We start from the raw sequence: 12,733 nt of genomic DNA on the forward strand, positions 1-12,733 counted from the left end.
CGCCGGGCGGAGCCGGGGCGCGGTGTCAGGAACCGGTGATGATCAGGGAGATGTCGTCGTTGAGGTCGGCGCCGACGTACTTGTGGTCGCCGGGGGCGTAGAAGCGGCACGGGCTGATCGCCGCCGCGCCCTTGGCACTGTCGTGGCGGCAGACCACCGCACGGGTGCCCGAGGCCACCTTCAGCGAGGTGACCTGGTCGTTGCCGACCGCGCCGAGGTTGCCGGACTGGAAGACGCCGGGGCCCAGCTTGGTCGAGGCGCCCTTGAAGTCCTTGTCGCGGTACACGGTGACCCGGGTGCCGCCGCTCGGGCCGGCCTGCACGGCCAGCAGCGAGATGCGGTTGTCCAGCGGCTGGCCCGCCAGCGAGTGGTTGCCCTCGCCGTAGGTGTGGCAGGGGCCGAGGTCGCCGGTGTTCTTGTGCCCGACGCTGTCGTTGTCGCAGGCCACCACGTGGTAGCCGGGCTCGACCCGGAACGAGGTGATGGCGTCGTTGCCGACCGTCTTGAGCTGGCCGGGCTTGGCTTCGTACACGCCGGGGCCGAAGGCCTGCCGCTGGCCCGCGAACCCGGCGTCGCTGAACGCCGTGACGGCGGGGCCGCCGACCGCGATCAGCGCGATCTGGTTGTCGAAGGCGGTGCCGACGTTGAACTGGCCGGGGCCGAAGAAGCGGCACGGGCCGACCTCGCCGGTGTTGAGGCCGCCGCTGCGGTCGTTCTTGCAGACCACGGCCCGGTAGCCCTCGGCGACGCTCAGCGAGCTGGTCATGGTGTCGCCGACCTGGCTGAGCTCCCCGGCGGTGGCCTCGTAGCCGCCCACGCCGAGCGACTGCGACGGGCCGGTCCCGTCGGCGCCCCGGTACGCGATCGCGCCGGTGCCCTGGGTGGGCTCGGACATGACGCTGATCAGCGACGGCTTGTCGTTGAGGTCGGCGCCGACGTAGTCGTGCTGGCCCGCGCCGTAGTAGCGGCACAGGCCGAGGCTGCCCGCGTTGGTGCGGCCGCCCGCGCTGTCGTCGGCGCAGACCACGGCCCGGTAGCCGGGGGCCACCCGCAGCGAGCTGATCTTGTCGTTGCCGACCGCGGCCAGGTCGCCCTTGCTCGCGTCGAACACGCCCGCGCCGAACGACTGGAAGCCGCCCTTGAAGTCGCGGTCGGTGTAGGCGACCACCGGGGCGTCGGCCTGCTGCGGCACGTACCGGATGCGGTAGATCTTGGCGCTGCGGCCGGTCGGGCCCTCCGACGCGGAGTCGGGGTAGAGCCCGGAGAAGTAGATCCCGTCCGGACCGGCGGTGATGCCGGCGACCGTGGTCTTGCCGCCGCCGTTGTACTCGACCAGGGTCTTCGGGCCGGTCGCCGAGCCGTCGGCGTTGAAGCCGAACTCGACCACCCGCTTGCCCTTCTCCTGCGGGCCGGTGGCGTACGTCGGCCCGCTCTCGGACACGAACGCGTGCCCCCACGTGTCCTCGGGGAAGCCGGAGGCGTGGTGCACGCTCGGCTCGGCGAAGGTGATGTCGACCGGCGCGTGGGTGTGCTCCCAGTTGTAGAGCGCCCTGGTCTTCATGTCGGTGGCGCCGCCGTCCCAGCCGTAGTCGGCGCCGCGGTCCACGCGGGCGAACCGGTCGTTGGCGCCGGGGCCGTTCTCCACCTCGTACAGCTTGCCGTCGCTGGCCCGCCACGCGCCGCCGAACGGGTTGCGCAGGCCGTACGCGAAGATGTAGTCGTGCGAGTCGATGCCGTCTGAGCTGTCGTAGAACGGGTTGTCGCTGGGCGCCGAGCCGTCCAGGTTCATCCGCAGGATCTTGCCGCGGAAGGAGTTCTTGTCCTGGGCGCGGTTCGGGTCCATCCCGTCACCCATGTGGACGTAGAGCTTGCCGTCGGGACCGATGCTCAGGTTCGAGATCTGGTGCGAGGCGCTCTGCGGCTCCTTGTCCATCCGGATGACCGTGGACGCCGACGCCGCGGTCAGGCCGCCGTCGGTGCTGTGGAAGCGGACCACCTTGGGCAGGATGTCGCCGCCGTCCTGGTACACCATCGCGGCGAACACGTCGCCGCTGGCGGGGTCGACGGTCAGCCCGGTCACGCCCATCTCGCCGGAGCCGGGGAAGTCGCCGGTCGGGTTGAAGTTCAGCAGGTTCTTGGCGTACGTGCTGGTCGAGAAGTCGCCGTGGACGACCTTGACCTGGCCGTACAGCTCGCTGACGTAGAACAGCGGCTTGGCCGGGTCGACGGTCTGGCCCGGGGTCATCGCGATGTCGACGGGCAGCTGGAAACCGCCCGCGACCTCCTCGACCCGGTAGCCGGGCTGCTTGACGATCCACTGCGGTGCGTCGGGCAGCGGCTGGCGCTCCTTGGCGGTGCGGAACGGCCGCGTCGACCAGGTGCTCCACTCGGTGGCCGGGTCGCCGCTGTTGTCGCGGAAGCGCACCCGTACCTCGTAGTCCCGGTCCGGGATGAGGTCGTGGCGGCCGGCGTGCGAGCCCTCGAAGATGCCGTCGCCGAGGTGGGTGTGCACCTTCTGCGTGCCGCCGATGCAGTTGCTGTACCAGACGCGCTCGCCCTCGCCGGTGCGGATCTCCCAGTCGCTGCACAGGTGCGCGTCACCGTCGGCGTCGTGGAACGGCGCCGTCTCCATGTGCACGTCGGCCGCGCTGACCAGCATGTTGTCGACACCGGGCTCGGTGATCTGCGGCGCGTCGGGGGCGCCCGCCGCCAGGGCCGCCGCGGCGGGGAGCGCCGTCGCCAGGGGCGAGCCCATGATGAACAGTCCTGACGTCAGCACCGCGCCGACAGCCCTGGATCTCTTGGTACCCATCGTCTGACTGCCCTCCGGGTAATAGGTCGTTGACCGCGCCAGGCTAACGACCAATCATGAAAAAACGGGCAATACACGCGGGCTGTTTCGTAATATCGGGTATTTGCCATAAAAAGCGGACGAGGTCCGTCCCCCGATGGGGACGGACCTCGTTTATATGAGGGGAAATGCCCGCTCAGCTCCGCGCGCAGGCGACCGCCGGAACGGCGTTGGCGCTGTTGTTCCAGGTCCCGGTGAACCCGAAACTGGTCGTGCCGCTCGGGGCCAGGGTGCCGTTGTAGCTGAGGTTGCGCACGCTGTGGCTCGCGCCAGAGGCCGTGTCCTGGCCGCTCCACAGCTGGGTGATGGTCTGGCCGTTGGCGAAGGTCCAGCTCGCGGTCCAGGCCGTGCTGGCGGTCGCGCCGTTGGTGATCACGACTTCGGCCTGGAATCCGCCGGGCCAGCTGTTCGTGATCGTGTACGCCGCCGTGCAGCCCCCGGTGCTCGTGCCCGACGTGGTCACGGCGACCGTGCCGGACCGGGTCGAACGGTTGCCGGCGGCGTCCTTGGCGTACACCGCGAACGTGTACGCCGTCGACGCCGTCAGCCCCGTGACCGAGGCGGAGTTCGTGCTCGGCGAGGCCACCACGGTCTCGGTCGAACCGTTGACGCGCACCACGTCGTAGCCGGTCACGCCCACGTTGTCCGTCGACGCCGTCCACGACAGGCTCACCGACGAGCTGGTCACGTTCGACGCCGTCGGAGTGCCCGGAGCCGTCGGAGCCTGCGTGTCGACGGGGGCCGTCGAGGTGGTCACGGCGACCGTGCCGGACCGGGTCGAACGGTTGCCCGCGGCATCCTTGGCGTACACCGCGAACGTGTACGCCGTCGACGCCGTCAGCCCCGTGACCGAGGCCGAGTTCGTGCTCGGCGAGGCCACCACGGTCTCGGTCGAACCGTTGACGCGCACCACGTCGTAGCCGGTCACGCCCACGTTGTCCGTCGATGCGGCCCAGGACAGGCTCCCCGACGAGCTGGTGACGTTGGACGCGGTCGGGGTGCCCGGCGCGGTCGGCGCCTGGGTGTCGGTGCTCGTGTTGTAGATGGTCGCCTGGGTCGAGGTGGTCGACAGGCCGTTGGCACCGGTGATGTACCGCGTGCCCCAGGTGCTGCGCTGGGCCGGGTTGAAGCTCGTCACCATGTCCAGGTACTCGACGCCGCCGCCGTTGCCGCTCCATGACCAGCCCATGTTGCCGATACCGGCGGACTGGGTCTTGGCCATGATGGTGTCCTCGTCGGGGTTGCCGTCGGAGTGCATGTCACCGAACTCGCACACGCACAGCGCGAGGTTGCGGCTGGTGAACGAGTCGACGTACGCGGTCACCTCGGCGGCGGTGTCGAAGACGCCGTACATGTGGATGCTGAAGATCGTGTTACCGGTGGTGTCGGCAGCCAGCACGCCAGGGGCGTTGTCGCGCATGGCGAAGCCCCAGTCCTGGCCCCAGTTCGGGGCGTCGACCATGATGGTGTGCTGGAAGCCCGCGCTGCGCAGCCGCTGGATGGCACTCTTGGTGGCGTCGGTCCAGTTCGGCGTGGTCGCGTTGTTGCCGAACGGCTCGTTGCCGATGTTGAGGATGACGTAGTTCTCCTGGCCGGTCAGCGCACTCTGGACACTGATCCAGTAGTTGACCGCCTGGTCCAGGGTGTACGCCCCGCTCTGCTCGCCGTAGCCGGTGGTGTCGTGGTCCTCCAGCACGCAGATCAGCTTGTTGGTCTTGCACAGCGAGATGACGTTGGCGACGTCGGAGGCGGTGTTGGCGGTCCACCGGCCGCCGCTGAGCACCACGCGGACCGCGTTGGCGCCCGCCGCCTTGATGTTGGCGAACGAGCTGGTCTGGGTGGCGTACCAGGCGTGCGGGTGGTTGATGCCGCGCAGCTTCAGCGCGGTGCCGTTGGCCTCGACGAGCTTGCCGTTGCTGACCCGGATGCCGGTGGCGGCCTGGGCGGGCTGACTGAACGCGAGCATCGCGGTGACCAGCGCCAGCGCGGACGCGGCCGCGAGCGCGATTGTCTTCTTCAAGGGAAACACCTCGGGTAGGGTGCCCCGCCGGTTCGACCGGGACGGGGGCGGACGAGAGGTCTGGGCGCAGCCCGGCCTGCCCTTGGCCCTGGCTCCCTACATGCACCCGCGGACAGCTTAACCGATTAATCGATCCCCGCCCACCCCTGCGGGCTCCACGGTGCGGAAGGTGAGGCCGGCGGCGGTCAGCCGGGCCAGCAGCGCGTCGCCCATGGCGACGGCCGTGGTGACCTGCCCGCTCGTCGGCGGGAGCTCGTCGAAGGCCAGGCACAGGGCCGACTCCGCCAGCATCTTCGCGGTCTCGCCGTAGCCGGGGTCGCCCCCGCGCACCTCGGTCACCACGCGGCGCCCGCCGCCCTCGCCGACGAAGCGGACGCTGAACCAGCTCCGTTCCCGGGTCGCGGCGTCCGGGCCGGTGCCGGGGCGGCGCAGCCGGGACAGGGCGCGGCGGATCGGGCCGACCTGGGCCAGCCCGAGCAGGACCGCCGCGCCGAGCAGCCCGGCCAGCGCGACCGGCAGCCACCGTACGGCGGCGGCGTGGCGGTAGCGGAAGTCCGGGCCGTAGCGGTCCAGGGCGCGCGCCGAGCGGCCCACGATCGCGGCGTCCACCGTCGGCAGCGGCACCGCCCAGCCCTTCGCGCCGCGGGCGCGGCGCAGCCTGCCCAGCGGGGTGCGCACCTTCCGGTCGCCCGGCCCGGCCAGCCGCTGCTCCAGGCGGCGGCGGCCGCGGGCGGCCGCGGCGGTCTGCCGCCGCCGGGCGAACGCGGTCAGCGCCGAGGCGAGCGTGCCGCCCGAGACGGTGCCCTTGGCGCGGACGTACCCGTCGAGGCGGATCGGGGCGTCGGCGGGCAGCAGCCCGACCGTGTAGTAGGCGCCCAGGTCGTGCGGCACGGAGTCGAAGCCGCAGGCGTGCACGATCCGCGCCCCGGAGGCGACCGCCCGCTCGTGGTACGCCGTGAACATCCGGTCGATGAACTCCGGTTCGCCGGTGAGGTCCACATAGTCCGTGCCCGCCTCGGCACACGCCGCGACCAGCGGCTCGCCGTGCGCGACGTACGGGCCCACCGTGGTGACGACCACGCGGGCGCGCCGGGCCAGCTCACGCAGCGAGTCCGGGTCGCTCGCGTCGGCGGGCAGCAGCGGCACGTCGGCGCAGGCGGGATCGATCGCGGCCAGCCGCTCGCGTACCGCGGCCAGCCTGGCCCGGTCCCGTCCCGCCAGCGCCCAGCGGCAGCCCTGCGGCGCGTGCGCGGCCAGGTATTCGGCGGTCAGGCCCCCGGTGAACCCGGTCGCTCCGAACAGGACGAGATCGAAGTCCCGCTCGCCGCGCCCGGCCTCCTGGCCGAGTTGCCTGGCAATCGGGCTTATCACGAGCCCTTCAGTGCCCGATTGCCCGGCAACTTGCGAGGAGGAGGAGGAGGAGGGTGCGGTGGACGGGGATGGGGGCGGGGGCGGGGGCGGGGAGAGGAGGACGGCGTCGGGGAGGTCGAGGGGGCGCCAGTGGGAGGTGCCGGAGACGCCCTGCTTGGGGTCGACGCCGAAGAAGACGCGGCCGCCGATGCGGACCCGGACGTGGCGGGCCTCCCAGTCGACCGTGGCGCGCTGGCGCACCCGGCCCGGGGCCCGCCAGCTGCGGTCGCGGTAGCGGACGATCGAGGAGTGGCCGTGGATCTGTCCGAACCAGACGAACCCGCCGGCGGCGTGGTGGCGCAGCCATTCCTCGTACAGCTCGGTGCCCGCCTCCGCCCACAGCGGTCCCGCCTTGGGGTCGAGGCCGGGGCCGTTGCCGCGCCAGAGCAGCGGTTCGGGGCGCTGGTCGAGCAGGCGCGCGGCGGCCGTGGCGGTGGCCGGCTCGCCGAGCTCCTGCCAGCACAGCGCGGTCAGCCCGGCATGGGTGACCAGGTAGTCGTCGCCCTCGGCGGTGCGTACGGCGGCAGCCACCCGCAGCCGCCCGTCGGCCCACCACTCGCGCAGCAGCCGTATGTCCGATCTGCTCAGCTTGTCGGAGGTGAACCGCTCGCCCTCGACCAGATACTGCGACTCGTGGTTGCCCAGGAGCTGGACCCACTGGTCCGGCTGCTCGTCCAGGCGGCGGCGCACGAGGTCGAGCACGCCCCCGCTGTCCGGCCCCCGGTCGACCAGGTCGCCGACCTGCACCACGGTCAGGTCCGGCGGCAGCCGCAGATCCCTGCGGCGGGCGCCCGCCGCGACCAGGGCCCGGGTGAGCTGGTCGGGATGCCCGCCGACGTCACCGATGACGATGATCCTGCCCATGACGCTCCCACCGGTCCGGCCTGGCCGCCCAGACTACCGGCTGCGACAACCACCCGTCCGGGTGCCGCCGCGTCCGCGAGTCCGAGTTGGCGTACGCACGCCGGTCCGAGGAAGATACGGAAGTGCAGACAGACCGATTGTTCGTCGGGCGCCAAGAGACTCTGCAACTGCTCCGGTCCACTGTCGCGTACCGGCCCTCGGTTCTGCTCCTGGAAGGTGAGGCGGGCAGCGGCAAGACGCGCCTGATCGACGAGTGGCGGCGCCAGCACACCGCGCTGGTGCTGGCCACCGCGTGCCCGCCGATCCGGCCGCCGCTGCCGTTCGCCGCCGCCATCGGCCTGCTGCTGGCGGCCGGGCCGGTGCTGCCCGCGCCGGGCACGCTCAACCCGCTGCTGGGCGCGCTCGTCCCGCTGCTGCCGGAACTGGCCGACAAGCTGCCGCCGCCGCTGCCGCCGCTGGCCGAGCCGGCCGAGGAGCGGCACCGGCTGCTGCGCGGCATGTGCGCGCTGCTCGGCTCGCTGGCCCCGGCGACCCTGGTCGTCGAGGATCTCCAGTGGATAGACCCCGACTCGCGGGACCTGCTGTGCCTGCTGCTGTCGGCGCCGCTGCCGGGGATCGCGCTGGTGCTGTCGTACCGGCCGGAGGAGCTGGCGGTGCCGGGGCTGCCGCTGGGCGTCTCGGCCGCGTACGCCCCCGGCCTGCGGCAGGCGGCGCTGCGCCTGGACCCGCTGGCCGCCGAGGACGTGCGGCTGCTGGTCAAACAGGTGCGGCGGCAGGACCCGCCCGCCGACATGGTGGCCCGGCTGACCGTGCTGACCGGCGGCGTGCCCCGGGTGATCGAGGATCTGCTGGCGCAGCTCAACGGCTTCGGTGACGACACCGAGCCGGGGCAGCTGTGCCCGCCGCCCCGGCTGCGCGAGCTGACCGCCGCCCGCGTCGCCGCCCTGTCCCCCACCGCGCGCGCCGTGGCCGAGGCGGCGGCGGTGCTCGACGAGTCCGCGCCCGAGGAGGTCATGTCCGATGTGGCCGGACTCGATCCGGCCGCCGGCCGCACCGCGCTGATAGAGGTGCTGGCCGGGGCGGTGCTCGACGAGACCGCCGACGGCCGGTACGGCTTCCGCGTCCCGCTGGCCGCCCGCGCGCTGTACGACGCGCTGCCCGGCCCGCGCCGCCGCGAGCTGCACGCCCGTGCCGCCAACGCGCTGGCGCGGCGCACCGGCGCCGGCGCGCTGGCCCGGCTGGCCCACCACAACCGGCGCAGCGGGCAGGAGCGGGCGTGGATGCGCTACGCCGAGGCCGCCGCCGACCGGTACATCGCCGACGGCGACAACGAGGCCGCGCTGGCCCAGCTGGAAGAGGTGCTGGCCGACCAGACCGTGCCCCGGGCCACCCGTACCCGGCTCACGATCCGGCTAGCGCAGACGGCCGAGCTGGGGCTGCGGTCGGAGCAGACGGTGGCGCTGCTGCGGCGCATCATGACCGACGAGCGGCTGCCGATGGCGGCGCGCGGCGAGCTGCGGCTGATGCTGGGCCTGGTGCTGATGAACCAGGTCGGCGACTTCCCCGGGGGTGCCGCCGAGGTCGAGAGCGCCGTGGACGAGCTGCACGAGCGCCCGGCGCTGGCGGCCCGTGCCATGTCGGTGCTGTCCTGGCCGGTGCTGCACGGCTCCTCGTTCGCCGACGACCGGCGCTGGCTGGAGCGGGCCGAGCAGGCGGCGGCCGCCGGCGACGACGTGGCGATCCAGATGGCGGTCGCCGCGAACCGGGCCACCCTCCTGATGAACTGCGGCGACCCGGAGGCCTGGCAGGCCGCGCGGCGGCTGACCGCCAACGCGACCACGCTGGCCGAACGCCAGCAGGCCGCGCGCGGCCTGCAGAACCTCGCCGACGCCACGGTATGGCTGGGCATGCACGCCGAGGCCGACGACTTCCTGCGCCAGTCGACCGAGCTCGCCGGGCGGGTCGGCGCGTCGGTCATCACCACCGCGGGCCGCTGCACCGCGCTGCACCTGGACTGGGCCATGGGCCGCTGGTCGGGCCTGGCCGACCGGGCCGCCGAGTTCACCGGCCCGGACGGGCCGACCACCGAGGTCGAGGGGCACCTCATCACCGGCCTGCTGGCGGTGGCGCGCGGCGACTGGGACACCGCCGACTCGTCACTGACCTCGGCCGGGCTCAGCGCGCCGCACAACAGCACCGTGCACGTGGTGGCGGCGGCGTCGGGCGCCTACATCCGGATGCTGCTGGCCCGGGGGCAGGGCGAGGAGGCGGTGGCCGAGGCCCGGCGCGGCATGGACCGGGTACGGGCCAAGGGCGTGTGGTCCTGGGCGGCGGGGCTCGCGCCGTACGCGGTGCAGGCGCTGGCCGAGGCCGGGTGCGCCGACGAGGCGCAGGGGCTGATCGAGGAGTTCGAGGCGGGGATGGCCGGGCTGGTCGCCCCGAACGCGGCGGCGGCGCTGCAGATGTGCCGGGCCAACCTGGCCGTCGCCCGCGGCGAGCACGACGAGGCCGCCAAGCACTTCCGCGACGCCGCGCTCCAGTTCGCCGCGCTGCCCAGGCCGTACGAGGCGACGCTGGCCGAGGAGGGCATGGCCCGCAGCGAACTCACCGCCGAGCAGGCCGGTGAGGCGCTGGCCGTGCTCACCAACGCGGGCAACGTCTTCGCCCGGCTCGGGGCCGGCTGGGACGCCGCGCGATGTCAGCGCACGCTGCGGGAGCACGGCGTGGTGGCCAAGGGCGGCCGTCCCGGCTACGGCGGCGGTCTCACCCCGCGCGAGCGGGAGGTGGCGCAGCTGGCGGCGCAGGGGCGCACCAACCGGGAGATCGCGCAGGTGCTGTTCCTGTCACCGCGTACGGTCGAGCAGCACGTGGCGCGGGCGCTGCACAAACTGGGTGTCCATTCCCGAGCCGAGCTGGCCGGGGCCGTCGCGGACCTGCCCTGACCGCCTCCGTGGCCGGGCAGACCTGACCTGAACGGCCTCCGGAACCGTCGCCGGTCCCGGAGGCCGCCTCCTCCCCAGGCCCGCCGGACGCGGCACGCGCCTCCGGCAGGGAGCCTCTCCTGGCCCTGTGCTGGTGGCAGGGGAGCAACGATCGGCTGCTCCCCTGCCTCAAAGCAGTACGCCGCCAGCTCTGGTTTACGGCGCACCGCTCTGCCACACCGCTCATCGAGCGCGCTGGCCTCGACCGGCGGTGACCGGCCCAGACCTGAAACCGTTCGGAGCCGCCGTCGGGGGCACGATTTCCACCCAGCGACACGGAGACGCTGTCACGTGCCGCTGGGGAGTCGTACGGCGGCTACCAGGTGGTCCACCCATACCCATAACGATCGGTCAGGGCCGACGTGGCGACAATCCGTAGAGCGCTAGGTAGGACATACGCAAACAACCGTGTCGCGGTACGGATGACAGCGGTACCTATACCCAGGGTCCGGTCACGACGAACGACGACTCGGACTCGAACGCCCGGCCGCGCCTGCCCTGGTCGAGCCACAGGCCGCCGTCGCGGGGGCGCAGGTAGTAGCCGGGGTAGTTCTGGGACTCGAACCGTACCGTGCCGCGCGGCTCGCCGTCACGGGCGCAGAACGTCGCGTCGGCGCGCAGCAGCGCGGACCCGTCGTCGGGGTCCAGTCGCAGCCGGTAGTCGCGGTGGCGCAGCCAGCGGCCGTCGGCGGCCCGCAGCGAGAAACAGCGGCTGTCGGCCAGCCCCGCCACCACCGTGAACGTGGCGGCCAGCCGCGCCTGCGCCGAGCTGTCCGGGGCCACCCGGCCGACCACGGCCAGGCCGTCGGCGACGAAGACATACGTGTCGGCGCTGCCGCCGATCCGCAGCGACCGCACGCTGCCCGCGGCCAGCCCTGCCGGAGCCGGGACGGCCCCGGGACTCGGGGCCAGCCCCGAGCCGCGCGACGGCGACGGCGACGGCGAGACCGACGGCGACGGCGAGGCCTGCGGGCGCGGCGACGGCGACCTGCTCGGTGACGGCGCGTCGCCGAACCCGTCGGAGTAGTTCTGGTCCGCGCCGGTGGCCCAGCCGCCGGTGGGCGCGGCCGTGCCGCCGCCCGGCCCGGCCACCGCCCAGGCGGTGGCGGCGACGGCCAGCACGGCCGCCACCGCCGCGCCTGCGATCACCACGCGGCGCCGGACCGGCGCCGCCGCGCGCTCCTGCGCCGCCAGCTGCTCCACGGTCGCCGGGAGCAGCGGCTCGCGGCAGGTGCGGTCGTCTCGCCGATGCTTGCTCACGGTCCAGCAGGCTACCGAGGCAGCCCCCTCGATCGCGATCGGCTATCCGACCGTCGGCCAAGGTCAGGCGGGCGCGGGCACCGGCATGCCGCGCCGCAGCGCGGTGTTCTCCGCCACGGTCCAGGCCGTGCTGGTCAGCAGGTACAGGCCCGCGGCCAGCGGCAGCACCGCCGCGCTGATCAGGATGGCGTACGGCAGCAGCCGCGGCAGCGCCGCGAGCAGCCCTGTCGGCGGCTTCGGCTGAAGCGACGCCAGCTTCACCGCGCGCCGCGCCGACAGCCAGGCCAGCCCGGCCAGCGCCGCCAGCAGCAGCCCGAACACGGCCAGGTGCGGGCCGCCCGCCGGGACGAGCAGGTGCGCGCCCAGCGGCACCCCGGACAGGGTGCTGTCCAGCAGCGTGTTGGCGTGCCCGCTGATCGAGGTGCGCACGAACAGCTGGTACAGCACGATGAACGCCGGTGCCTGGAGCAGCATCGGCAGGATGCCCGCGAACGGGGACACGCCCGCGCCGCGGTACAGCTCGGTCATGGCCTGGCTGAAGGCGACCGGATCCTTGCCGTGCCGCTCCCGCAGCGCGGCCAGTTGCGGGGCCAGCACGGCGCGGGCGCGCTCCCCGCGTACGGCGGCGCGGGTCAGCGGGTGCAGCAGCAGCCGCACCACCAAGGTGAACAGGACGACCCCGGCCGTGGCGCCGCCGATCGGGGCGAGCACCTCCGACAGCCAGGTGACGGCGGAGTAGGCGAATTCGGTGGCATCGGCCACCGGAGCGAACGAAAGCATGGACTGACCCCTCTGAGGATGGCGGAATCCGCACACGCGGCAGCGACCCGCGCGGCGGGTGAATCAGCGGTGGATCCTCAGAAGTGGCCGGGTGCGCGTGGCCTGGGCCGACCCGGTGCGTCCGGGTCGGCGTGCCGGGGCACGCGCTGGCGCCTGGCGCGCTCGCGCAGGTTGCTGCCGAAGGCGGCGTGCCCGTGGCCGGAGGCGGTGATGCCCGCCAGCGCCCGCAACGCGACCATCGACGCCACGACCAGCACGGCGGCGGAGGCGAGCATGCCGGTCAGGCCGGGGGAACCGGCGGCGGCGACACCCGTGCACAGCAGGGCCAGCCACAGGGTGGCGGTCCAGCGGGACGGCAGGGCGATCGGCACGCGGCAACGGTAGCGCGCCGCCGCAACCCCGACGAGCAACCCGCCACGCACGCGACCACGCGGCCACGCACCCCTCACCCGTACCCGCACCCGCACCCGCCGCGGCGTGGCGTGGCGTGGCGTGGCCACCCGTTTTTCATAGACGTTGGCCTATTACGTCGAGTAATCGTGTGCACCAGTCGATGTAATAGGCCAA

General features: G+C 73.4%; 7 protein-coding genes and 1 pseudogene. 1 reads left to right on the forward strand and 7 read right to left on the reverse strand.

The features are described from left to right. Positions 1-25: 25 nt before the first annotated feature. From Cs7R123_RS33415 to Cs7R123_RS40535, 4 genes and pseudogenes are all read right to left on the reverse strand, one after another. Positions 26-2,812 (reverse strand): sorbosone dehydrogenase family protein, encoded by a 2,787-nt coding sequence (locus tag Cs7R123_RS33415; protein ID WP_212832494.1) that lies wholly within the window; start codon positions 2,810-2,812, stop codon positions 26-28. A 175-nt stretch (positions 2,813-2,987) separates the two neighbouring features. Further along, a complete protein-coding gene (locus Cs7R123_RS41000) occupies positions 2,988-4,871 on the reverse strand; it encodes a cellulase family glycosylhydrolase (RefSeq protein WP_212832495.1) in 1,884 nt (627 codons plus the stop codon). A gap of 117 nt (positions 4,872-4,988) precedes the next feature. Beyond that, complete coding sequence (locus Cs7R123_RS33425) at positions 4,989-6,230, reverse strand: trans-acting enoyl reductase family protein (RefSeq protein WP_212834825.1); 1,242 nt, start codon at positions 6,228-6,230, stop codon at positions 4,989-4,991. Positions 6,231-6,755: 525 nt separating this feature from the next. Then, positions 6,756-7,145, reverse strand: a pseudogene (locus tag Cs7R123_RS40535) (metallophosphoesterase); the annotation flags it as partial. Positions 7,146-7,267: 122 nt separating this feature from the next. Between Cs7R123_RS40535 and Cs7R123_RS33435 the strand changes: the two are divergent. Beyond that, entirely contained in the window at positions 7,268-10,087 is a 2,820-nt protein-coding gene (locus tag Cs7R123_RS33435; RefSeq protein ID WP_212832508.1) for a LuxR C-terminal-related transcriptional regulator, read from the forward strand. Between the two features lie 474 nt (positions 10,088-10,561). On the opposite strand, the gene Cs7R123_RS33440 is transcribed toward Cs7R123_RS33435, so the two are convergent. The 3 genes from Cs7R123_RS33440 to Cs7R123_RS33450 all read right to left on the reverse strand — a co-directional run bounded on the left by Cs7R123_RS33440 (position 10,562) and on the right by Cs7R123_RS33450 (position 12,537). After that, on the reverse strand, positions 10,562-11,386 hold the full coding sequence (locus tag Cs7R123_RS33440; RefSeq protein WP_244872309.1) for an AbfB domain-containing protein: 825 nt from the start codon (positions 11,384-11,386) through the stop codon (positions 10,562-10,564). Between the two features lie 63 nt (positions 11,387-11,449). Further along, positions 11,450-12,166 carry a membrane protein insertase YidC gene (locus Cs7R123_RS33445; protein WP_212832510.1) on the reverse strand — a complete coding sequence of 239 codons (717 nt, stop codon included), beginning with the start codon at positions 12,164-12,166 and terminating at the stop codon, positions 11,450-11,452. A gap of 77 nt (positions 12,167-12,243) precedes the next feature. Beyond that, positions 12,244-12,537, reverse strand: a complete 294-nt coding sequence (locus Cs7R123_RS33450) for a DUF6412 domain-containing protein (protein WP_244872310.1) — start codon at positions 12,535-12,537, stop codon at positions 12,244-12,246. Positions 12,538-12,733 lie beyond the last annotated feature (196 nt).

Origin of the sequence: Catellatospora sp. TT07R-123, from assembly GCF_018327705.1 — a bacterium.
Lineage (GTDB): Bacteria > Actinomycetota > Actinomycetes > Mycobacteriales > Micromonosporaceae > Catellatospora.